The sequence below is a fragment of the Marinactinospora endophytica genome (assembly GCF_054780875.1).
This window is the reverse complement of the sequence record NZ_BAAGVM010000008.1, coordinates 18,395-39,147: the sequence shown is the minus strand read 5'-3', so window position 1 is coordinate 39,147 and position 20,753 is coordinate 18,395. Positions and strand designations below refer to the sequence as shown.

Below are 20,753 nucleotides of genomic sequence, written 5' to 3'. Positions count from 1 at the left end.
GCACATGATCCGGTGCGGCCTTTAGGTTTTGGTGGCCTCTACTCAGCCCGCCTCCTGGCTGTCTCAGACCGGCGCACGTCGAGGATGTCCGCCACTTCGTCCAACCGGTCCGGCCACAGATGCCCGTAGACATCGAGAGTCATTGACGGCTTGGCGTGGCCGAGCATCTTCTGAACCACGTAGACGTCAGCCCCCGCCGCAATGGCCAGTGAGGCCGCGGTGTGCCGGAGCTTGTGCGGAGTGAGACCGATCCCATCAAGCCCCGCCTTCTTCCGCGCCATGGCGAACTCCCGATAGCGCCAGTTCCGCAGACGCAGCGGGTTACCCCGATCGGTGGTGAACACTAAGGCATCAGCGTCACGACCAGCGAGCAGCGGCTCAAGCTCAGCGACGAGGAAACGAGGAACCGGAACTGATCGTCGCTCCCCCGTCTTCGGTGTGTCCTCGTACAGTTCCCCATCATCCTCAGCGAAGGCGCTGACCACGCGAATACGGCGCTTGCCGAGGTCAACCGAGCGGACCCGCAGCGCCGCGGCCTCACCCCAACGCAGCCCGGTATAGGCCAGCAGCAGCACCAGGGCGCGGTTCACCTTCGCAGTCGCGAGCGGGTGACCGTGCTTCGTGGTCAGTGATCCAATCGCGTCCGCGAGGTCTTCCACCTGGTCGTGAGAGAGGTAGACGTGATCACTCGGAGGAAGCTTCGGCAGCGGCACGCCCTTTGCCGGGTTCACCGGGATACGCCGAGGCACGCACCAGTCCAGCACCATCGACAGCACCCGGTGGATACCCCGGACATGCGAGGCGCTCAGGCCCTTGCCCTGGTGCAGCTCCACAATCCACACCGCGATGTCCTCGAACTCGATGGCGGACAACGGCAGGTCTCCCCACCGCCCCAAGATGTGGACGTCAAGTGCGTCCCGGTACTTCGACCGGGTGGATCGCTTCAGATTCGACCGGGCCGCCAACCACGCTTCCGCCATCTCACGGAACCGCACCTTGCCCGCCGCAGGATCACGGTAGACGCCCTCAGCGAGCTTGGCCTCAATATCGGTCTTATAGGCCTCAGCTTGCGGCTTCTTGACGAAGGTACGCGCCTTGGGCTTGCCCGCCGGGTCATACCAGCGGACCTGCCAGCGGCCGGGAGGAGTGCGTTTGGCCGTCTTGGCCTTGGCCACCGCTTCGCGGTAGCGCTTGTCGTTCTGCCGGTCGTAGATCCACACGCGAGCCACTGAGCAGCCTTTCTAGCACTGTTCGCGCACCCACGCGCGCAGGTCGTCAGGGAAGTAGCGGACGTGGCGGCCGACGAGGTAGGACGGCGGACCGACCTCCCGATAACGCCAGTCGTAGAGGGTCTTGACCGAGACGCCGAGGAAGGCCGCGGCTTCCTTCGGGGTCCACAGCCGTTCGAGGGTCTTCACGATGCGGCTCCTTCGCTGGGAGAGCGGCCGGTGATGACGGCGACCAGGGCGAGCTCGCCGGGGGTGAGCCCTTGGCCGAGGTAGCGCCAGTCGGAGAGGACGAGCGTGGTGTCTGCGCTGTCGTCGGGGCGGGTCGGGGTCCAGGTCTCGGCATCCCACGGGTAGCCCGCCGAGTAGTCGGCGCGTGCCTGGCGCAGCGCGCCCAGAGTGGTGGAGTAGCGACGGGACTTGGTGGCGAAGTGGCCCCGGAAGCCGAGCATGTGCGCCCACTTGCGCAGGTTGAGGTGTTCCAGGTGCGGGTGAACGTGGCGGTTGCCCAGTCGCCAGCACGTCTCGATCAGTCGCGCCACGTGGGGGCGGACCTGGTCGGCGTCCAGGTGGGCAAGGTCAGTGAGCCGCCGGTCCAGGCCCCCGGCCTCCTCGGCGGCCTTGGTGGCGTACTTGGCGATGTAGCCGGCCACCGCCGTGTCCGACAGCGCCCCGTGGTCGGGGCCGAAGTCGCCGATCGGCCGGATGTCGTACTGGTTGCCCCACGCCAGCCGGTAGGACTCGCCGCCCGCCGAGACCTCAAGGGAGGTGGCACGGATGGCCGAGTCCGCGGCCGAGGTGAGCATGTCCAGCGACGCCCACACCGGGGGCAGCGGCCAGGAGCGAGGCTCACGGGAGGCCCCGTCCAGGCGGATCACCGCATGGAAGTGGATGACCCCGCGCGCTTGGAACTCGGCCACCTTGGCGTAGGAGACGCGCACCCGTTGGGCGAACTCGGCCCGGGTGAGTCCGGCGGCCGAGGCCAGGTGGTGACGCAGGTGGATGGTGAACCTTCTCCACAGCTCCCCCGCGTGCGCCTGCCACAGCACGTGGCCCACGTAGTCGTAGGACCCAGGGTCCAGGGGTTGGCCGATCAGCGGATCCTCGGCGCGGTGGTGGGCGAAGCACGACGGCCCCGACCGGCGCGGGTGGCAGATGCGGGTCTTGCCGTCCTTGCCCGGCCCTCGGTGCACCGCCCCGAAGCTGGGGGCGGTCAACGTGATGAACACCCGAGGATGCACCCCCACCGAGGCAGGCACGCCCTTGGAGCCGCCCGCGACACCGGCCTTGATGAGCTGGTAGGTATCGGCCCGGTACTCCTCTGAGCAGGCCGCGCACACCGCCGCCCGCCGGTTCTTGCACCGCACCAGCAGTTCCCCGCGCGGCTCGGCCGCGGTCGAGTAGGAGCCCAGCACCTCACCGGTGCCGGAGTCCACCCGGATCTTCTCTCCGGCCAGGTGCACCGGGTTGGTGCAGCCCCGCAGCGAGCGCACCCGGTCGATCCACCGGTCAAGCGCGTCGCCCTGGTCGAGCTCGGCCAGCACCGGACCGAGCAGCCCGCCAAGCTGGGCGGGTTCAGGCATGACGAAACACACCTTTCGGGTCGTTGGGTTCGTTGGGCGCCCGTGGCGCGGCAGTGTGGAAGCGGTCCGCGCCACGGGCGGGAGAAGGTCAGTCAGGCGGGGCGGTGGGTCACCGCCGGTGCCCGCAGTCCGGACAGGGGACGGTGTAGGTCTCGGTGATGTAGCCCGCGGGTGAGACCGCCCGCCCGTTGTCGGGGGCGCGGGTGCTGCGGTGCTGGACCACCGTTCCGAGGTCGAGGCAGCGGACGCAGACGCTCACGACAGCCGCCCCCGGTAGGCGTTGCACTCGTGGCAGAAGACCGTCTCGTCGTCGACGTCCTCCACGAGCGAGGAGGTGCAGGCAGCGCACCAGGCCATCAGCGCCCACCCCCGCTCGCGATGAGAGCGGAGCAGAACAGGGCGGCATGGTGCATGGCCTGGTCCACGTGCGCGGCCCCGCCCGCCTCGTAGAAGGCCCGGGACCCGGTGCGGGTCATCCACTCCCGGACGGGCCATCGCCGGTCGATCACCGAATGGGTGATCCAGGAGAACGCCACTCCAGCGGCCAGCCGCACCGGGTTCAGACGCAGCCCCAGCACACGGGCCGCCGCGACCACGGCCGCGACCTGGACGGCGTGGTAGGAGGCCACGTGAGCCTGGTTGGCTGCCCACGACTCGACTTCGCCAACCGGCTCGGTTCCGGCCCGGTCGGCCCGTCCCGGCTTGCACACGGCCTGGTGGTCGGTCTGGACCAGATAGTCACCCACCTGGTGGGCGGCGTTCATCGCCGCGTACACAGCGGCGAACCTGATTGCGGATGTCATACTGGTTGTGCCCTTTCGAATCGTTGGGTTCGTTGGGTAGGTGAAACCGTGGCGCGGCAGTGTGGAAGCGGTCCGCGCCACGGGCTTTTCAGTTGGCCTTGCGGCAGTCGGGGCAAGCGATGTAGGTGAACTGCACCGACTCTTCATCGGGTACCGCGCCCAGGCCGCCGCAGGTACGGCAGTCCTCGGAGGTCACCGGCCACCCCGCAGGATCGTCTTCGGCCCGGTTTCCTTGGTCTCCTTGGGGTTGTCCCAGCAGCCCGACATGAAGGGTCCCGTTCCTCTCGTTGGGTCGGTTGGTCAGGTGAAGCGGTCGCGGCAGTGTGGAAGCGGTCCGCGATCAGTCGTGGTCGGTGTCCTGGCCTGAGCCCTTGCAGGCCGGACAGGTGGCGCCTTCGCTGGTGACGCCCAGGCCGTAGCAGGTCGAACAGATCGTTCTCACCAGCGCCAGCCCTGGCCGTTGCAGTTGGCGCACGGCACCGTGCCGTTCTTGCTGCGTTGGGTCCGGGTGCCCTTGCACCACGGGCATTCGATTCCCACCAGTGCACCTCCTTTCAGACGAGTTGGGCATGGAGTCGAGCCGCCACCGCATCGGCCACGCCCAGGCGGTGGCGCAACGTCTCTGCCGGGATCGGCTGACCGTGGGTCTGCCGGTAGGCATCGGCGACCTGGGCCGCGTAGCCGAGCAGCGGATCAGCCGGTTCGACCACCGGAGGCGAGGCCGATGGGGCCGGAGCGGTCGGCTCAGACGTTGAGGTAGTGACCGGAACCGAAGAAGGCGTCGAAGCCGAGGCCGCAGGGGCCGAGGAGGGAAGTTCGGGCACCGGTTCCGGTTCGGGCTCGGTCGGGACGGATTCGACCGTGGTCGAGGCCGCGGGCTCGTCGAGCCGAGGCAGGGAGGCAGCGGCTTTGTGGACGGCTTCGGTGATGCGTTCCCGCCCGGTGGGCAGCACCTCTGCGCAGACGAACACCACCAGCGGCGGCACGGAGTGGACCAGGATGCCCGCAGCGTCCAGCCCGGCCCAGGCATGCCAGGTGTTCATGGCATAGGTCGCCGACAGCGACCCCCATTTGAGGACCCGCGCCCAAACACCGAGCGGCACCTCGTAGCGGGTGGTGGCCTGCTCCAGGACCAGCACGCCGATGAGCGGCAGTGAGACCATGACGTCCAGCAACCACGCCGTGATCCACACGATGGACCAGGGCTCGGCGTCTCCGGCCACGAACTGCTGCACGTTGGGCACCGTGAACCCGAGCCCGAGCACGATGCCCGCCCACACCAGGCCGGTTCCCAGCACGGCGCGGCGCTCCAGCCGATAGGCCACCACGTCCGGATCAGTGTCGTAACGGCGCACCTGGGCCGCCGCATCGGCCCGGCGCTTCAACGTCTCCGCCTTCATCGGGTCACCTCCCCCACGGTTGGTCGTGTTCGTCGCAGACCCACTCGCCGGCCCGGGTGCGGGTGGTCGCCTTCTTGCAGCAGAAGTCGCACAGGTACACGGCTCACCACCCCCACACGCGCAGGCCGCGCAGGTCACCGCCGAAGTTGGCCGCCATGTCCGCGTAGTGGTCATCGCACACCCACGCCGACTCGCCCTCCGAGGCCGCCCGCGTGGTCGCCGGTCGAGAGCAGAACTCGCACTGCCGGGCCATCACGCCACCTCCGCGAACTCGGCAGCGTCCCGCAGGTCCACCACCGGCGCGGCCGGAGCAGTCAGCGCCTCCCACGACGGGGCCAGGTGCGCGAACTCGGCCGCGGCCTGCTCCGCCTCCTCCTCGGTGGTCAGGAAACTCCGTGCCCGGTGCCAGCGCCCGTCCGCGCCCACGGTCACCGCCACCCCCGGCATGCCCGCCGGAATGCTCAGGGCCGCCTCCAACGCCGTGGGGGCGAGGTCGCCGAGCGCCATCTTGGCCGTCTCGGCGTCGTTGACCCGGTGACAGATCCGCCCCGAGAGCTGGGAGCGCAGCGCGGTCACCCCGGGGCCGAGATCGGAGCCGACCCGCTGCCCGCACACCACCAGGTGCACCGCGAACGCCCGCCCGAGCTGGGCGATACGCAGCAGCGCCGTCGAGGTGGTGGCCACCGCGTCCTTCTGGGACTTGTCGGCCATCAGGTACAGCTCGGCGACCTCGTCTACGAACACCACCACCGGCACCGCCCGCTCCTGGCGGACTTCCTCGGGCAACTTCCAGACGTTGCGCACCCGGTGCTCACGGCAGAGCGCCATCCGATCAGCGAGCAGGCCGAGCAGGTCATCCAGCAGCTCCCCGCACTCCTCCCGCGTGGTGGCCAGCGCCGACAACCGAGGCTCATACGGAGTCAGCTCCACCCCGCCCTTGAGGTCCAGGCCCGCCAAGGCCACCGGCTGCGGGGCCAGCGCCCGAATCATCGCGTTGACGTCCGTACTTTTGCCGGACTGGGTCGCGCCGATCACCAGCCAGTGCGGCACCTGGCGGAAGTCGACCACCCACGGCTCCCCCGTCTCCAGCCGCCCCAGATGCACCGTCAGCAGACCCGCCGACTCGCCGCCCGAGGCGGCCTTGAGGTTCACCAGCGGATCCCGGGTGGTGGCCACCACCTCGACCCAGCCCGGCCCCCAGTCGCGCACCCGCACCGCGTGCACCTGCCAGGCATGCGCCAACCGATCCACGACCTTGGAGACGTCGGCCGGGGTCTGGCCGTCGTGCAGCCGCACCCGCACCCGGAACCCGTAGGCCGAGGGCCGGAACCGCCGCAGACGCGGAGCCCGCTCCACCTGCCGCCGCTGCGGTTTGCCGTCGACCACCACCAGCCGGGACCGCCGACGCGACAGCCCGCAGCCCTCGGCCACGTGCGACCACGTCAGATGCACCCGCAGCGCAGAGCCGAGCGCGCCCGGACCGTAGTTCCACGACTGCGGCGACCAGTTCCGCCACACCGCCGCCCCCAGCGGCACCGCCGCCGCAGCAGGCGGCACCACCCACAGCACCTCAGGAAACACCGTTGTCCTCCCACTCCTGCGCACACGAGAAGTGGCACGGCACCCCACGCGGGGAGCGCAGCACCGCGCCCCCACCGCAGATCACGCACGGGGCCAGATCGGCCGCCGTCCACCCATGCGGAGACACCATCACCGGCCGTCCTTCCTGTTCATCCACTCGTCCGCCCAGTCCCGCACCGACTGCGGTTCGCCGGTCGGCCACGTCGCCACTCAGACCACCCCCAACTCGTCGCGCTCCAAGCTGAAGAAGTCCACGATGAGCTGCCGCGGTCCGCACCCCAGGTCCTCGGCCATCTGACGCATCAGGTCATCCAGCACGGCCGACCTGGTCGCCCCCGGCAGCACCGTGGTCGTCCCAACTGCCGTCACCCGCTGCCCCCGAGGCAGCGTGAGCGTCAGCACGTAGTGGAAGCGCGCCCCCATCACGCCACCTCCGGACGGCCCGCCTGGACCACCTCGACCGACGCCGCAGAGAACGCCACCCCGTGACGCCCGTTGGCCTCCCACGGAATCGCCACCAGCCCCGCCACCCGCAACGGCACGCCCAGCCGCAACTGCGGCGGCGACTGCGCCGGGAAGGAGACCGTCAGCGCCTCCCCGTCCTGCTCGTCCACCTGCGCCAGCACCTTGACCTGCCACAACTGCACACCAGCCGCGTTGACCTTGATCTCGCCCGTCTGCCGGTTCACCAACTTCGGCCGCACCGGCCCCGCCGCGATGACCGTCATCCGCGACGTGTCCACCGGAATACTCCGCATGAAATAACTCCTAACTGTTAAGTGTTAGGTAGGTGTGAGGCTGAGCGTCGAAGCACGATTCGCCCTCACACAAAGCTAACACATAGCGGTTAGGTGTCAAGACTGCTGCTGAGTGCAGGAGGTCCCCTGGTACCTAAGCGTTAGGGTCAGAAGGACGGCAGCGAAGGGAGTCCGGGTGGCACTACAGAAGCCCAAGGCACGCTATGAGCAGGTAGCCGACCAGTTGCGTGACGCCATCAAGCGAGGCAAGTACAAGCCTGGCGAGATGCTCCCCAGTCAGCCCGCGCTTGCCCGCGAATACGGGCTTGCTCAGACTTCCATCGGCCGTGCCATCGCTCTTCTCAAAAGAGAAGGTCTTGTGCGGGTCGAGGATGGCCGCGGGGCCACAGTACTTGAGGTTCCCACGGTCAAGCGCACTCGACGCACCGGCTACCAGGGCCCAGGCGGCAGTTTCGCTGAGGAGATGAGGCGAGCTGGTCTCGAACCGCATACCCGGCTGGACCCGGTCAAGGAAGTCACTCCGCCACCGGAGGTTGCCGATTACCTCCAACTCGGCAACGAACGGGTCATGATCCGCAAGCGTCGGATGTTCGCTTCCGGACGCCCCATGCAACTCGCAACCTCCTACATCCCCATGTCAGTCGCAGGAACACTGGACATCGCCACGCCCGACACTGGTCCTACCGGCATGTTCAAACGCCTTGCGGTCAGAGGTCACCGTGCCACCCGCTTCGTGGAGACCATCGAAGTCCGTCCCGCACAACAGAGCGAGGTCGACTTCTTCAACATCGCTGACGCCGCCCCCGTTCTCGAAGTAGTCCGCATCGCCTACGACCAGGACGACAAGCCCATAGAGACAGCCGTGAATGTCTTCCCAGCATCACAGTGGAAGCTGTCCTACGAATGGACTGCCAATGCCTGAGCTGCCCCGCCACTCGGTCAGCGTGACCGGGATCGTGTTCAACGAGCACGACGAAGTCTTGGCCATCCAGCGCCAGGACGACGGCCGCTGGGTGCCACCTGGCGGTGTGCTGGAGTTGGACGAGGACCCGCGTGCCGGAGTCGTGCGCGAAGTCTGGGAAGAGACCGGTGTCAAGGTCAGCCCCGGAAAGCTGGTCGGGATCTACAAGAACATGCCCCTGGGAGTGGTCAGTATTGCTATCCGATGCACTGTGGAAAGCGGCGCCCCCACCGCCACCGAGGAAGCCACCCAGGCCCGATGGATCAGCCTGGACGAGGCCAAAGAGCGCATGCCGCAGGCCCGACTTATTCGAGTCCTCGACGCCCAACGAGAAGACGGCCCGTTCATCCGATGTCACGACGGAACCAACCTCATCTGAGCCAGCAGAACTATGAAGCCCGGTGAGTCGATGAGACCACCGGGCTTCTTCGTGCTCAGAGACTGTTGAGAAGTTTCTTTACGTCTTCAAGCCCGCGCCTGACGGCGCGGGAGGGCCGCCGAAGGTGGGCCGGGTCTGGCCTGTGCGGCTTGGTGACCTGGGGCGTCCCGCACCAGAGCGGGACGCCTCTGTGCTGTCCGGCGCCTGGGGCTGTCCGGTGGCATGGGGTGGCGACCGAAACCGGGGCCAAGCCGGGCGGTGAGGTTCCAGCGGTCGAGGGCTTGGGCAGGACACGCCGAGGGGTTGCTGTGGGCGGGTGGCTGAGGTGGTGGCCGAGGTGGCAGTCACCGCCGGGATGGTCTGGGGTGGCCCGGCGAGGGCCGGGGAGGGATGAGGACCAGGAGGAAAAGGAAGTAAACCGCGGGAAGGGGTTCCTTCGTGGAAGTTGCCTGGTGAGCCGATCCCCGAGGGATCGGTGCGCGAACAGGACGCCCCAGAGTCCCAGCAGCCCCGAGAAGCCGCAGCGGGAAGAGGATCGAGGATGCGGGAGTGTGGGCGGGTGGTCAGGAGAGCAGGCCGAGCGTTGCACGTCTCGCGCATCACGACCAGGGCGGTGATGTGGGACCTTGTCCGGCTCCGAGCAGCCTCCGAGCACGCGGGTGTTCGTTCGGGAGATCGGCGCCGGCGCGGGGCGCGCCCGCGCTCGCCAGCGTTCCGCGCGGCGCGGGCTTCCCCGCGCCACGCCATGCCCTACGGGCACGACGTTCGATGAGATCGACCAGGGGCCAAGACACCAGCCTTGGAAGGCCGAACAAGGCAGACCGAGGCCGAGCACCAGGACCAGCACACCACCCGACCAGACCCACCCCATGCCATCGTCGAGCAGGACCAGGAGCAGCACAGCGCAGCAGCCACACGGAGAACAAGAGAGGGAAGGGCAGGAGGAAAGGGCAGAGAGCCGCTGAAAGGCAGGAGGCTTCCTTGTCGCCTTTTAAGGATGCCGACGCGGAACGGTCCGTCAAGGACGCTGCGCGCCGCTACGCGGTGGCCTACGGCCATCCTTGACGCCCCGCCCCGCTCTCGGCGAACTCGCGGCGACGACAAGGAACAACCAAAAAGCAGGAGAGACCGAGGAATGCACATCCAGTGCACATGAGAGTCTGAGACAGCCGGAAACAACCGGGAAGGACCAAGGCATCCTGCCAGCTCATGGCCACCACACGTGTCCGCTTTGCAGGTCGACCGATGCCCCCGAGTCAATAAGGGCATGGGGGTTCAAGTCCCCCCTCGGACACCACTAAAGGTCCTGGTCACAGGGCCTTTTTTGTTGCCCAGGTCGCAACCAAGGGGGCAACCAGGGCGGATCGTGCGCGCCCCGGCCCGCGGACGCGCCGGAAGACGCCCGAACTCGACTTCGCGAAACCGCTGACATGCCCCGGCCTTTGCACGCCGCGGCCGGAGCGGGCTGACACATCGCCCTCGGCAGCAGCTCGCCTCGTGGGAATCACCGTGTTCGCCGGCCCGTCCTCGCGCCCCGCCGACGTCGGCGGGGCGCGCGCCACCGTCGCCTCGACCGATCTGCGGATGGCATTTCGGCCCCGTGCGCCGCCGCGTCCTCATCGGCCTAGCCGGCAAGCGCCTCCCGGGAAGACGGCGGCCGGACAGGGGACCGACCCCTGAACCAGGGAGAACCCGGCACCGTAGTGGTCCTCGACGGGGAGTCCGGCCAGTCCTGGAAGTCAGGGTCGCCGGGATCCGTGCCGCCCATCCTCTGACCGGCCGGCGACCGCGTCCTGACCGCGGGCGCGGCCCGCCTCGGCAGCATCACGGCGGTGACGCTGATCTGCGTCGTCGTGCTCCTGCCCACCGTGGCGGAGCCGCGTCGGTTCACCTCCGCCTGGGACTGGCGTATGGTCTGGCACCTGAACTCTCCCTGGCGGGGGATCTCGGCGGATTCGTCCCGCACTCGGCCGCGCAGAATGTGGTCGGGTCTGCAGCTCGTGGCCGTGGTGATCGCCGAAGCGGACCTCCCGATCCCGCCGACGCCTCGCTCCGCCGCCTCCACTACATCGGTCTCAGACAAGGACATCAGTTGACGTTCACCCGGCTCCTCACCCCGGACGACGCCCCGGAACTCACCAAGATCCTCACGGACAACCGCGGCTTCCTCGCGGAGTGGGATCCCCTCCGCGACGACGACTACTTCACCGTCGAACGCCAGTCGGCCCTGCTGGAGCAGGACGCTCGCGACCACCAGGACGGCACCTTGGTCCCATTGGCCATCCTCGACCCCGACGGGCGGATCGTCGGCCGCCTCAACATCGGCAACATCGTCCGCGGCGCCCTGCAGTCGGCCCGCCTCGGCTACTGGGTGAGCCGTTCCCACAACGGCCGGGGCCTGGCCACCAGGGCCGTCGCCGAGGCCAGGGAGATCGCCTTCGGCCGGCTGGGACTGCACCGCCTCCAGGCCGAGACCCTGATCAAGAACACCAGATCACAACGGGTCCTGGAACGCAACGGGTTCACGACCTACGGGATCGCCCCGCAGTACCTGCTGATCGCCGGCCGGTGGCAGGACCACATCCTCTACCAGCTCCTCAATCCCGAATGGTCCGAATAAGGCACCGCAGACCCCGCGCCAGCGGTCTCAAAGCCGGCGAGAACTCCTACGCGGGGTGGATCGTCCGCATCGAAGCGAGGCGGTCGCGGTGGCCACGCCGGCCTTAACGGCCGGGGTAACGGCATCCGAGACCGCCGATATCCACGCCGGGCCCCTCCTCGGCGCCGCGCGCGACGCCTTACCCCACGGCAAAGGCGCCTACGCGCTGCTGGCCACCGACCAGGTGCGGTTCTATCCGGTCGACACACCGCAGAACCTGGTCGGCACCATGGATGACGGCGGGTTCTTCATGCCCGGGCCGGTGAAGGTGGAGCCGCTGCCGCTGGAGGAGATACCGGTCCGGGTGCTCAGCGAGGCGCTGCGGGACGTGGACCTGTTCGTCGGGGTCACCAGCGTCGGCAACGACCCCACGTGGCAGGACGGCGGCCCCGAGGGGCGCTACCAGGCGTACTGGTCCTCCCACGGCTTCGGCGAGCTGGGCGAGACCGCCCGGACGCGCCGGGACCTGCTGACGCGGCTGCCGCCCCGGCTGGCCGTCGGCGACCGCTGCCACGTCGAGGGCCGTTTCCTGCACCTCAAGGGGGAGCTGAACACCTACCGGATCCACTTGTGCTCGGGGAACATCCTGATGGTTTCGGGCGACCGGTACCTGTGCATCGTCCCGGGCGACGTGCCCGTCACCTATCTGCCGTTCGACGGCGATCGGATGCTGTCGATCATCCTCAGCAAGGCGCTGCTGCTCGCCGAGGACACGAAGATCACCGACCCCACGATCCTCGGCCAGATCCGGCGAGGCGGGTAGCCGGTCCATCCGCCGGCTCCGATCGGTGCCGGCGACGAAGCGCCCGGTGCGGCTTGCCTCCGGCGCCCGCAGTCTCGAACCACGCGCCGGGGATCACCGGCCGTGACGGTCCGCGTCGGCCGGCCGGTCGGGCGTCCAAACCGGTGGGCCTCCCGATTCGGGCGCCCCCACGCTCGCCGAACCGTACCCGCCACGGCGGTGCGCGGCGTGGGCCGGCCCGGCCGGTGGGGCCACACCGCTGCTCCGGCCGGGCCGCACGACTACGGCGCTCGAACGACCGGGCGAAGCGGTCCGGCGACAGCAGCGCGGGGAGGCCGGCCGCGCCGCCCCCGGCGGATATCGGGTGACCGGTCGGCGTGCCGGCCGGGAGACGGCCGGCGCCCCGGGCCCCGTGTTCTCCCGGGCGGGCCGTCCACCCGCGCGGCCGTGGGGACCGAGGGCCCTCCCCGGTTCGGTGCAGGCACTCCCCGCCCGCTCGGCCGGGGCCGGCGCCCCGGCCCCGACGGTCACCGTCCCCGGGTGCCGCGCCGCGCCTTGACGCCTTCCACGATCAGGTCCAGCGCCTGGTCGAAGTAGGTGTTCTCCACGGCCAGAAAGTCCGAGTCCGCCACCGCGGTGGCGACGGTCTCCTCGTGTTCCTGCGGGGACCTCGACTTGGCCACGCGCATCGCGACGGCGGAGGTGGCCGCGCCGAGGATCTGGTTCGACACCGCCCGGATCGCGACCGCCCGCGCCTCCTCGTCGCCGCCGGACTCCTGGATGGCGGCGACGACCCTCCGGGACAGGGCGACCGCGTTCGGCCCGATCAGCGGCCGGGAGCCCGCGAACTCCGCCGCCCAGGTGTGCGCGGTCAGCGCCGAGTAGAACCGGCGGGCGGTCTCCTTGAGCGCGGTCTCCCAGGGCATGTCCGAGGCGGGCAGGGCCGCGGCCGCCTCGGCCAGGATCTCGTCCACGGCGAGGTCCACGAGGTCCTCCCTGCGCTCCACGTACCAGTAGAGGCTCGTCGCGTGCACTCCCAGTTCGGCGGCGACCTTGCGCATCGTCAGGGCCGTGGCGCCCTCGCGGTCGAGTAGCGCGATCGTCGCGGCGACGATGCGTTCGCGGCTGAGAGCGGGCTGGGAGCGGCGGCGGCGCTGTGGACGGTGGAAGACGCTGTCGAACTGCTGGTCGGGTCCTGGTTCAGCCATGTCCAACAGCATACCGGGAATCCAACATTGTCGGATTGAATCAAACGATGTATGTTGCTGGCCATGGCAACCGACCTCCCCATGACCCGACCGCGCCCCTCCGCCTCGCCGGCCACCCCTGACCCGGCGCGCACGACGGCCGTCGCCCCCCAGGGCCTCACCGCCTTCCTCGTGATCGCCTTCGCCTTCTCCTGGACCGCGTGGTGGGCCGGACCTCAACTGATCACCGGCAACCCGATGCCCTACGTCCTCGTCGGCGGGTTCGGGCCGATGGTGGCCGCGATCCTCGTCACCGCCGCCACCCAGGGCCGAGCCGGGGTGGGCGCACTCTTCCGGCGGTACTCGCCGCGGCGCAGGGGCGGCATCGCGCCCTACGCGATCGCGCTGCTCGCGCTCCTGGCCATCGCGGCCTCCGCCGCGCTCCCGGTGTTCCTGGAACAGGCGCCGGTGGACGAGGCGCTGCTGAGCGCCACGCTGGCGATGGCGCCCGCCCAGTTCCTCCTCATCGCGCTGGCCGGCGGCGGCAACGAGGAGCTGGGCTGGAGGGGGTTCGCGCTGCCCCGGCTCCAGGGTGTGCTGCCCCCGCTGGCGGCGAACGTGGTGCTCGGCGCGGTCTGGGCGGTGTGGCACGCTCCCCTGTTCTCCGTGCCGGGGACCGCCCAGCACGAGATGCACTTCCCCTCCTACGCCCTGCTCTGCGTCGGCTTGACGGTCATCCTCGGCCACGTCTTCAACTCCGCCCGCGGCGGCGTGCTCGCCGCGGTGCTCGCCCACGCCGGGATCAACGTCGTCTCGGGCGTCAAGGGAACCGTCATGGGCAACCCCGCCAGCGCGGGTGAGGTCATCCTGGTCGCCCTCGCCGCCCTGTTCCTCGTGGCCATCACCCGTGGCCGCCTGGGACTGCGCCGCGCCGAACACCGGACACCGTCGTCCTGACGGTCTTGCACCGGGAATCCGCACGGCCCCGGCCAAGGTCGCGGCCCACCATGGACGGTGGGCCGCGACCTCGCGCTTTCCCTGGACGGAGCGGCGGCACATCCGGGCGAAGGCCGGGGCCGCTCCTGTTACGCCCGAACCCCGTGTACGACGGCCGGCCGCGCCACCCGGCGCACCGATTCCCTCAGCCGGCGCGCCGCGACCGGCACCCCATCGGTCATGGCGTGGCCACGGGGTCCAGGACCGGGCCGGCCTGCCCGCCACGCCCCGGCAGAGCCATCCAGTCCCGGAGCAACCCGGCCAGGTCGCCGCAGTAACTGCGCTCGCCCTTGACATAGGACGTGCCTCCGGCGCCGAAGGACCATCCGACGATGTGCACGTCCGTCGGATCGTAGGAGGGCGCGTCGCGCAGGAACCCCGCCAGGCGGGGGCCGACGTCGGGGATGCGCCCCTCGGGAATGTGCGGGGCGTAGAAGCAGGCGCGCTCGAAGCATCCCGTGTCGGCGGACCAGGTGAGGGCCGCGAGGTAGTGCTCCTTGCGCATGTAGCCGCCGATCTCCTCGACCAGCGCGGCGTCGGCGGGCGGGCTGTGCACCAGCTCCGCGACGGCCGCTTGTTGCCCGGCCCGGAACCGGCCGAGCACGCCGAAGTAGAGGTTCACGGTCTGATGCCGGAAGTCCACCGAGACGTGCCTGACGAATTCGAGTCCCCGGCCGGCCAGGGCCGCCTCCTGCCGCCGCAGGGCCTCGGGCATGTGGTCGACGGCGAGCACCTCCTCCAGACGCAGCATCCCGCCCAGGAACACCCAGCACTTGGCGAGGCCCCGGTCCGCGTCGAAGTCGCAGGACTGGAGGGCGGCACCGCCGTTCATGGCGCTCAGCGAGGCGACGAGGGGGACGAGCGGCGACCTGACGTCGATGAACCCCGCCCGCGCCGCGATCTCAACGGTGTCGGTGGGCTCACGGGAGTAGAAGCGGTAACTGAGGGCGTCGCCCGCGCGGCTGGTGGTCTTCCACAGGACGGCGCCGGTGCTGAAGCTCTGTTCGTAGGCGTCGATGGCCCGGCGGGTCCGCTCCTGGTCGAAGGCGGCGCCGATGCTCGCCGCCGTGCCCTGGACGTCCTTGATGAAACGCGACGGGGAAAAGGCGTTCGGAGGCACGTTCATTCCATCTCCCGGTGCCGGTGGTCTCTGCGAAAAGGAACGACGGTGAACCATTCAGCTTGATTCCCATCTTCCCCCCGAGAGGAACCTGGGTTTTCACGGAGAACCGTCATCGGGGAGGGATGAACCAGCGCGCGCCCCCTGTTCAAGCGCGAATCGAACAGCCCGCCCCCCGCTTCGGTCCAGTCGGCACCCCTTCTCCGGCCGACCCCCTCTTAAATTCCGCATCTCCTTCCGAGAATATCTATTCCACCCTCATAACAGACAAGTTCGGAATTCCATGTTTCCGGGGTGAAGTTCCGCCTTCACCCGAACGTCATCCGCACCCACGATGATCTGACAAGGTTTCACGTCTCCTTTTCATCGTCGGGCGAGGAATGGATATCGCCGGCGAGCGCGTCGCCTCCCCGCTCATCGCCGCGAGGCTCGATGGAGGACGGTTCCCATACCCGTGCCCCTCACAGGAGGGCCGAGCCACCCGGATTGTGGCGCCTCCGAGCGCTTCTCCCCCGAAGGGTCCCAGGATGTGGTGCCGCCGCGGTCCCCCCGCCCGTGGTGAGCGCCCGCCTCGGACGTCCTCGAAGCCATGCCCCTTACTCCCCCGCAGCGCGGCGCGCGAAGGAGCCCGCGAGGGCGGACCGCCCGGGCGACGGGTGGCCGCGGCAGCAGCCGGGCACCTGGACGCGCCCCGCCCGTCGGACGGCGGGGCGCGTCCGGCCACACGACTGTTCCTTCTCAGTCCCGGCCGGCCCGCCCAACGGCGTCGCCGCCGCGGGGAGTGGACACCACCTCACGGGCGCGGTCCGGGGTGACCACGTCGCGCAGGGCGGGATCGGTGAGCAGGACGACCGGGGCGACGCGGTTCGGCGAGGTCGGGGTCCAGTCGGGAAGCGCCCGCCGGACGACCGTCCAGGCGTCGTCGCCCCGGCCCTCGGCCGCCAGCGCGCGGGCGGTCTCAAGGGCCCGCTCGAAGGCCGGGGGTTCGGGCACGCGCCGGGCGACGATCCAGGCGTCCGGGTCGGCCGTGGCCCCGCCGCTGTCCGCGAGGAGCTCGGGCAGGGCCTTCGTGAAGTCGCGGGCCGCCTCCTCAAGGGGCGTGCGCCCGACCGGGGTGGTGGAATCGCGGGCGTGGTGGACCAGGTAGAGCGGAACCGCCTCGGCCGCAAGCTGCCCGGCTCCGATCGCGGCGACCACGTGCGGGCGGTCCAGGATCCCGCGGAGCAAGTAGTGCAGTCCCGTCTCGCCGAGGAAGGCTCCGAGGATGACCTTGAGGTAGGAGGCGGCACCGGACCCCTTCACCTCGGCGCGGTCCAAAAGATCCAGCGCGGCCTCGACCTCGCCGCGCAACGCCGCCCGGCGCCCCTGGTCCAGCAGCTCCTCGGCCCCCTCGGGGTGCACCGGGTTGCCCGCGCGCCCCTGAAGCCACTCGAACTCGGCGCGTTCGGTGGCGACGAGGTCGGCGAAGCTCCGGCACCGCTTCCCCAGTCCGCCGTTCCAGGGGGACCAGGTGTAGGCCGCCCATTCGCCGTCGGGCGAGACGTCCCCCGAGTCCAGCAGCCAGGACTGGAGGTCGCTGTCGCCGGAGATCAGCAACGGCCGTCCCAACAGTTCCTCCATGCCCCACACATCGACGTGCTCGACGTCGGGGTCGTCCAGCCATGCGACGTCGCGGGTCGCCAGCAACTCGTACATGAACCGGCTGATCCTGCCCCAGCCGTTCGAGGCGGCGAGGAAGGAACGGTAACTGGGCGGCAGCGCCGTGCCGAGGCGCTCCTCCAGCGCGGTGAGCTCGGCCTCGGTGGCTCCGGCGTGGCCGAGCCACCCGGCCGCGCGCTGCTCGTCGTCGAACTCGCCCGCATCCGCCACGCGCAGCATGTCGCGGCTGTACTCGGCCAGATAGGTCCGCCAGTGCTCGACGGTGTCGGGGAGCGCCGCCGTGTCGTCTGCCATGTCGTTTTCGCCTCGGGGTCGGAGTGGCCGGAGACCGGGCTCGGGCCGCGTGGTCGGGATCCGCTCAGAACCTAGTTCCGGAGTCCGACATTTCATGGCGCGCCGTCCCGCCCGCTCCCGGTCACACGCTCACAGGGAGCCGCCCGTGCGGTTGGTGCGGATGATCAGGTAGACGAGGTAGGGCGCGCCCAGCACGCCCGTGACGACCCCGACCGGGTAGCGGGTCCCGAAGGCGAACTGTCCGCAGAAGTCGGCGACCAGCACCAGGAGCGCCCCGACCAGTGCCGCGGGCACCAGCAGCGACCCGTTGCCGTTGCGTCCGATGATGCGGGCGGCGATCGGGCCGGAGAGGAAGGCGACGAACGCGATCGGCCCCGTCGCGGCCGTCGCGAACGCGATGAGCCCCACCGCCCCGATGACGGCGACGAACCGGACGAGGTCCACCCGGACGCCGAGGGCCGACGCGGTGTCGTCGCCCAGCTGGATCATCGACAAGGGGGTCGACTGGGAGAGCAGCACGGGGCCGATGACGAGCAGCGCGACGCAGACGAGGACGACGTTGTCCCAGCCGGCCCCATTAAGGCTGCCGGTCAGCCACCGCATCGCCTCCTGGAGGTCCCAACCGGCCGCCTGGTCGAGGATGTAGGAGGTGATGCTGTCGAGCATCGCGGCGATGCCGATACCGATGAGGATCAGCCGGGTTCCCGAGACCCCGTTCTTGAACGACAGCACGTACACGACCACCGCCACCAGCAGTCCAGCGACGACCGCGAAGGCCGCCACCCCGGCGTCGTCGAGCGAGAGCGTCACGATCGCGAAGGTGGCCGCCGCGCTGGCCCCCGCGCTGATGCCGATGATGTCCGGGCTGGCGAGGGGGTTGCGCAGCAGGGTCTGGAACGTGACGCCGGCGAGCCCGAAGCACAGCCCGGCCAGTACCGCGAGCACGGCCCGCGGCAGCCGGAGCCGGCCCACGGTGAAGGAGGCGCCCGGCACGTCCTGGCCGAGGATCACCCGCGCCACGTCGCCGGGGGGATAGAAGGTCTGCCCGACCATCAGGGACACGGCGAACATGAGGACGATCAGCGCGGCGAGGACGCCGATGACGCCACGCCGCCGACGCGCGCGGAGCACCCGGTCGCGGGCGGCGGATTCGACGGTGGAGATGCTCACAGCGAACGGACCTTCTGGCGACGGACGATGTAGATGAAGAAAGGGGCACCGATCAACGCGGTCACGATCCCCACATCGACCTCTCCGGGACGGGCCACGATCCGGCCGGCCACGTCCGCCGCGGTTAGGAGCGCGGCCCCCGCGAGCGCCGAGAACGGCAGCAGCCACCGGTGGCCGACACCGACCAGCAGCCGGCACACGTGCGGCACGACGAGGCCCACGAACCCGATCGGCCCGGTGACCGCGGTGGTCGCGCCGCACAGCACGACGGCCCCGAGGGAGGCCACCCCCCGCGCGAGCGCGACGCGCGCCCCCAGCCCGGCGGCCAGGTCGTCGCCCAGGGCCAGCAGGTCCAGCCCGTACGCCGACAGCAGGCAGACCGCCATCCCCACCACGAGGAACGGCAGCACCTGCGTGACACTGTCGAACGTCCCGCCGCCGACGCCGCCGATCTGCCAGGACCGGACGTCGTCGGCGATGTCGTTGCGCGGGAGCACGACCGCGCTGATGAACGACGTCAGGGCGGCGGAGGTCGCCGTTCCGGCGAGGGCGAGTTTGAGCGGCGACGCCCCGCCCCGGCCCAGTGAGCCGATGACGTAGACGAACACGGCCGTGATGGTCGCCCCCACGATCGCCACCCAGGCGAACCCGGCCGCCGTCGTCAGGCCGAAGTAGGCGATGCCCGTGACGACGGCGAGCGAGGCGCCCATGTTCACGCCCAGGATGCCGGGGTCGGCCAGCGGGTTGCGGGTCACCCCCTGCATGACCGCGCCCGAGACGCCCAGGGCCGCGCCGGCGACGACGGCGAGCAGTGTCCGGGGAATCCGCTTGGCCACCGCGGCCTGGTCGAAGCCCTCGGCCGATCCGCCCAGCGCCGCCACGATGTCGGGCCACTGCACGTTGCGGGAGCCGACGGTGATCGAGAGGAACATGAGCGCCACCAGCGCGACGAGCAGGCCGAACAGCCACAGGAGCCTGCCGCGTTTCCGGGCGCGCAGGACTGCGGCGCCCGGAGCCGGCGGCGCGTCGGTCGCCGTCACTACGCCTCGGCGGCTTCGGCGAGGAGCGACAGGTAATCCTCCAGGACCCAGGAGATCGACAGCGGCGTCGGGTTCGCGGCCGTGCCGAGGGGGCTCTCACCGGGGAGGTTGACGACCGCGCCGTTCTCCACGGCCGGCATCTGCGACAGCAGCGGGTCCTCCTCCAGGCTGGTCACGAGTTCGTCGCCGCCGTAGGTGACGATGATGTCGACGTCGTTGAAGGCGTCGGCCTGCTCGGCGCTTCGGGTCAGCGAGAACTTGTCGGTCTCGGCCGAGGCGGTGGCGACGCTCTCGGGGGTGGCCATCCCCAGGTCCTCGAAGAACATGGCGCGCGTGTCGTGCGTCGTGTAGAAGCTGACCTCGCTCAGGTCGGTGGCGTCCACGTGCGTGAGGAACATCGCCGACTTGCCCTTGATCTGCGGGTACTCCGCGACCGCCGCGTCCATCTCCTTCTCCAGGTCGGCGATGAGCTCGGCGCCCTCCTCGGCCATGCCGAGGGCCTGGCTGTTCAGTTCGATCACCTCCCGCCACGGGGTGCCCCACGCGGTCTCGGGGTAGGCGACGACCGGGGCGATCTCGCTGAGGGTGTCGTAGTCCTCCTGGGTCAGGCCGGAGTAGGCGGCGAGGATCACATCGGGCTGGGTGTCCGCGACCGCCTCGAAGTCGATTCCGTCCGTCTCGTCGAACAGCACCGGCGTCTCCGCGCCCAGCTCCTCCAGCTTCTCCTCGACCCACGGGAGCGTGCCGTTGCCGTCGTCGTCGCCGAAGTTGGCGGCGGCCATGCCGACCGGTACGACGCCCAAGGCCAGCGGGACCTCGTGGTTGGCCCAGTTGACGGTCGCGACCCGTTCGGGCTTGGACTCGATGGTGGTCGTGCCGAGCGCGTGCTCGATGGTGACGGGGGTCCAGTCACCGGAGGCGCTCTCCTCCTCTCCGGTGGACGAGGAGGAGGAGCAGGCGGCGAGCCCGAAGACGAGCAGGGGGGTCGTGGAGAGCGCGACCAGCCTTGAGACGCGGGGCATGGTTTCCTTCCGGTTATGGCCGGTTGTGCGGCCTCCGCCATGGCGGTATCGGGGTTCGGCTCTCGCCTCCCGCGGCGCCCGTGGCGCAGCGGCAGCGTACGCCCCAAGGGAGCGGTCATCAGCCAAAACGCCTCGGTGCGATGCGTCGGTGTACTCGTACACGCCGCCGCGAC

22 protein-coding genes are annotated in these 20,753 nt (G+C 70.0%); 6 read left to right on the top strand and 16 right to left on the bottom strand.

Annotated features, from left to right (window positions below):
• Positions 1 to 38: 38 nt before the first annotated feature.
• From ACYVHU_RS15985 to ACYVHU_RS15940, 10 genes are all read right to left on the bottom strand, one after another.
• Positions 39 to 1,220 carry a tyrosine-type recombinase/integrase gene (locus ACYVHU_RS15985; RefSeq protein ID WP_498948895.1) on the bottom strand — a complete coding sequence of 394 codons (1,182 nt, stop codon included), beginning with the start codon at positions 1,218 to 1,220 and terminating at the stop codon, positions 39 to 41.
• 21 nt (positions 1,221 to 1,241) lie between these two features.
• Positions 1,242 to 1,418: a helix-turn-helix domain-containing protein gene (locus tag ACYVHU_RS15980; RefSeq protein WP_498948894.1), complete on the bottom strand. Its 177-nt coding sequence runs from the start codon at positions 1,416 to 1,418 to the stop codon at positions 1,242 to 1,244.
• Positions 1,415 to 2,809, bottom strand: coding sequence for a replication initiator (locus tag ACYVHU_RS15975; RefSeq protein ID WP_498948893.1), 1,395 nt, complete (start codon positions 2,807 to 2,809; stop codon positions 1,415 to 1,417). Before ACYVHU_RS15975 ends, ACYVHU_RS15980 begins: the two co-directional genes overlap by 4 nt.
• Positions 2,810 to 2,918: 109 nt before the next feature.
• Complete coding sequence (locus ACYVHU_RS15970) at positions 2,919 to 3,068, bottom strand: hypothetical protein (RefSeq protein ID WP_498948892.1); 150 nt, start codon at positions 3,066 to 3,068, stop codon at positions 2,919 to 2,921.
• A 97-nt stretch (positions 3,069 to 3,165) separates the two neighbouring features.
• Entirely contained in the window at positions 3,166 to 3,612 is a 447-nt protein-coding gene (locus ACYVHU_RS15965) for a hypothetical protein (protein WP_498948891.1), read from the bottom strand.
• A gap of 554 nt (positions 3,613 to 4,166) precedes the next feature.
• Positions 4,167 to 5,012, bottom strand: coding sequence for a hypothetical protein (locus ACYVHU_RS15960; RefSeq protein WP_498948890.1), 846 nt, complete (start codon positions 5,010 to 5,012; stop codon positions 4,167 to 4,169).
• Between the two features lie 103 nt (positions 5,013 to 5,115).
• The gene (locus ACYVHU_RS15955; protein ID WP_498948889.1) at positions 5,116 to 5,265 is read right to left on the bottom strand and encodes a hypothetical protein; all 150 of its coding nucleotides are present in this window, start codon (positions 5,263 to 5,265) and stop codon (positions 5,116 to 5,118) included.
• Positions 5,265 to 6,593: an FtsK/SpoIIIE domain-containing protein gene (locus ACYVHU_RS15950; RefSeq protein ID WP_498948888.1), complete on the bottom strand. Its 1,329-nt coding sequence runs from the start codon at positions 6,591 to 6,593 to the stop codon at positions 5,265 to 5,267. Before ACYVHU_RS15950 ends, ACYVHU_RS15955 begins: the two co-directional genes overlap by 1 nt.
• A gap of 210 nt (positions 6,594 to 6,803) precedes the next feature.
• Positions 6,804 to 7,016 (bottom strand): hypothetical protein, encoded by a 213-nt coding sequence (locus tag ACYVHU_RS15945; protein ID WP_498948887.1) that lies wholly within the window; start codon positions 7,014 to 7,016, stop codon positions 6,804 to 6,806.
• Positions 7,016 to 7,351, bottom strand: coding sequence for an SCO3933 family regulatory protein (locus ACYVHU_RS15940; RefSeq protein ID WP_498948886.1), 336 nt, complete (start codon positions 7,349 to 7,351; stop codon positions 7,016 to 7,018). The genes ACYVHU_RS15945 and ACYVHU_RS15940 overlap by 1 nt, the downstream gene beginning before the upstream one ends.
• Before the next feature lie 175 nt (positions 7,352 to 7,526).
• On the opposite strand from ACYVHU_RS15940, the gene ACYVHU_RS15935 reads away from it, so the two are divergent.
• The 5 genes from ACYVHU_RS15935 (at position 7,527) to ACYVHU_RS15915 (ending at position 12,113) form a co-directional block, all read left to right on the top strand.
• Complete coding sequence (locus ACYVHU_RS15935; protein WP_498948884.1) at positions 7,527 to 8,273, top strand: GntR family transcriptional regulator; 747 nt, start codon at positions 7,527 to 7,529, stop codon at positions 8,271 to 8,273.
• Positions 8,266 to 8,691: an NUDIX hydrolase gene (locus ACYVHU_RS15930; RefSeq protein WP_498948883.1), complete on the top strand. Its 426-nt coding sequence runs from the start codon at positions 8,266 to 8,268 to the stop codon at positions 8,689 to 8,691. The genes ACYVHU_RS15935 and ACYVHU_RS15930 overlap by 8 nt, the downstream gene beginning before the upstream one ends.
• A 1,832-nt stretch (positions 8,692 to 10,523) precedes the next feature.
• A complete protein-coding gene (locus ACYVHU_RS15925; RefSeq protein WP_498948882.1) occupies positions 10,524 to 10,787 on the top strand; it encodes a hypothetical protein in 264 nt (87 codons plus the stop codon).
• Entirely contained in the window at positions 10,784 to 11,311 is a 528-nt protein-coding gene (locus tag ACYVHU_RS15920) for a GNAT family N-acetyltransferase (RefSeq protein WP_498948881.1), read from the top strand. Before ACYVHU_RS15925 ends, ACYVHU_RS15920 begins: the two co-directional genes overlap by 4 nt.
• A gap of 88 nt (positions 11,312 to 11,399) precedes the next feature.
• Complete coding sequence (locus ACYVHU_RS15915) at positions 11,400 to 12,113, top strand: DUF7737 domain-containing protein (protein ID WP_498948880.1); 714 nt, start codon at positions 11,400 to 11,402, stop codon at positions 12,111 to 12,113.
• A 506-nt stretch (positions 12,114 to 12,619) separates the two neighbouring features.
• Here ACYVHU_RS15915 and ACYVHU_RS15910 read toward each other — a convergent pair.
• Positions 12,620 to 13,312: a TetR family transcriptional regulator gene (locus ACYVHU_RS15910; RefSeq protein WP_498948879.1), complete on the bottom strand. Its 693-nt coding sequence runs from the start codon at positions 13,310 to 13,312 to the stop codon at positions 12,620 to 12,622.
• Between the two features lie 39 nt (positions 13,313 to 13,351).
• On the opposite strand from ACYVHU_RS15910, the gene ACYVHU_RS15905 reads away from it, so the two are divergent.
• Positions 13,352 to 14,236: a CPBP family intramembrane glutamic endopeptidase gene (locus ACYVHU_RS15905; RefSeq protein WP_498948878.1), complete on the top strand. Its 885-nt coding sequence runs from the start codon at positions 13,352 to 13,354 to the stop codon at positions 14,234 to 14,236.
• Between the two features lie 217 nt (positions 14,237 to 14,453).
• Here ACYVHU_RS15905 and ACYVHU_RS15900 read toward each other — a convergent pair whose 3' ends face one another.
• The 5 genes from ACYVHU_RS15900 to ACYVHU_RS15880 form a co-directional block, all read right to left on the bottom strand.
• Positions 14,454 to 15,401: an aromatic prenyltransferase gene (locus ACYVHU_RS15900; RefSeq protein WP_498948877.1), complete on the bottom strand. Its 948-nt coding sequence runs from the start codon at positions 15,399 to 15,401 to the stop codon at positions 14,454 to 14,456.
• A gap of 732 nt (positions 15,402 to 16,133) precedes the next feature.
• Entirely contained in the window at positions 16,134 to 17,348 is a 1,215-nt protein-coding gene (locus tag ACYVHU_RS15895; protein WP_078763100.1) for an SMI1/KNR4 family protein, read from the bottom strand.
• A gap of 129 nt (positions 17,349 to 17,477) precedes the next feature.
• Entirely contained in the window at positions 17,478 to 18,518 is a 1,041-nt protein-coding gene (locus ACYVHU_RS15890; protein ID WP_078763099.1) for a FecCD family ABC transporter permease, read from the bottom strand.
• Positions 18,515 to 19,558 carry a FecCD family ABC transporter permease gene (locus ACYVHU_RS15885; RefSeq protein ID WP_078763097.1) on the bottom strand — a complete coding sequence of 348 codons (1,044 nt, stop codon included), beginning with the start codon at positions 19,556 to 19,558 and terminating at the stop codon, positions 18,515 to 18,517. Before ACYVHU_RS15885 ends, ACYVHU_RS15890 begins: the two co-directional genes overlap by 4 nt.
• Positions 19,558 to 20,580, bottom strand: a complete 1,023-nt coding sequence (locus ACYVHU_RS15880; protein ID WP_498948875.1) for an iron-siderophore ABC transporter substrate-binding protein — start codon at positions 20,578 to 20,580, stop codon at positions 19,558 to 19,560. Before ACYVHU_RS15880 ends, ACYVHU_RS15885 begins: the two co-directional genes overlap by 1 nt.
• Positions 20,581 to 20,753 lie beyond the last annotated feature (173 nt).

Excerpts from the sequence above, each read along its gene's own strand:
- ACYVHU_RS15975 (WP_498948893.1), bottom strand. The coding sequence starts at position 2,809 with ATGCCTGAACCCGCCCAGCTTGGCGGGCTGCTCGGTCCGGTGCTGGCC.
- ACYVHU_RS15965 (WP_498948891.1), bottom strand. The coding sequence starts at position 3,612 with ATGACATCCGCAATCAGGTTCGCCGCTGTGTACGCGGCGATGAACGCC.
- ACYVHU_RS15960 (WP_498948890.1), bottom strand. The coding sequence starts at position 5,012 with ATGAAGGCGGAGACGTTGAAGCGCCGGGCCGATGCGGCGGCCCAGGTG.
- ACYVHU_RS15955 (WP_498948889.1), bottom strand. The coding sequence starts at position 5,265 with ATGGCCCGGCAGTGCGAGTTCTGCTCTCGACCGGCGACCACGCGGGCG.
- ACYVHU_RS15945 (WP_498948887.1), bottom strand. The coding sequence starts at position 7,016 with ATGGGGGCGCGCTTCCACTACGTGCTGACGCTCACGCTGCCTCGGGGG.
- ACYVHU_RS15940 (WP_498948886.1), bottom strand. The coding sequence starts at position 7,351 with ATGCGGAGTATTCCGGTGGACACGTCGCGGATGACGGTCATCGCGGCG.
- ACYVHU_RS15930 (WP_498948883.1), top strand. The coding sequence starts at position 8,266 with ATGCCTGAGCTGCCCCGCCACTCGGTCAGCGTGACCGGGATCGTGTTC.
- ACYVHU_RS15910 (WP_498948879.1), bottom strand. The coding sequence starts at position 13,312 with ATGCTGTTGGACATGGCTGAACCAGGACCCGACCAGCAGTTCGACAGC.
- ACYVHU_RS15905 (WP_498948878.1), top strand. The coding sequence starts at position 13,352 with ATGTTGCTGGCCATGGCAACCGACCTCCCCATGACCCGACCGCGCCCC.
- ACYVHU_RS15900 (WP_498948877.1), bottom strand. The coding sequence starts at position 15,401 with ATGAACGTGCCTCCGAACGCCTTTTCCCCGTCGCGTTTCATCAAGGAC.
- ACYVHU_RS15895 (WP_078763100.1), bottom strand. The coding sequence starts at position 17,348 with ATGGCAGACGACACGGCGGCGCTCCCCGACACCGTCGAGCACTGGCGG.
- ACYVHU_RS15880 (WP_498948875.1), bottom strand. The coding sequence starts at position 20,580 with ATGCCCCGCGTCTCAAGGCTGGTCGCGCTCTCCACGACCCCCCTGCTC.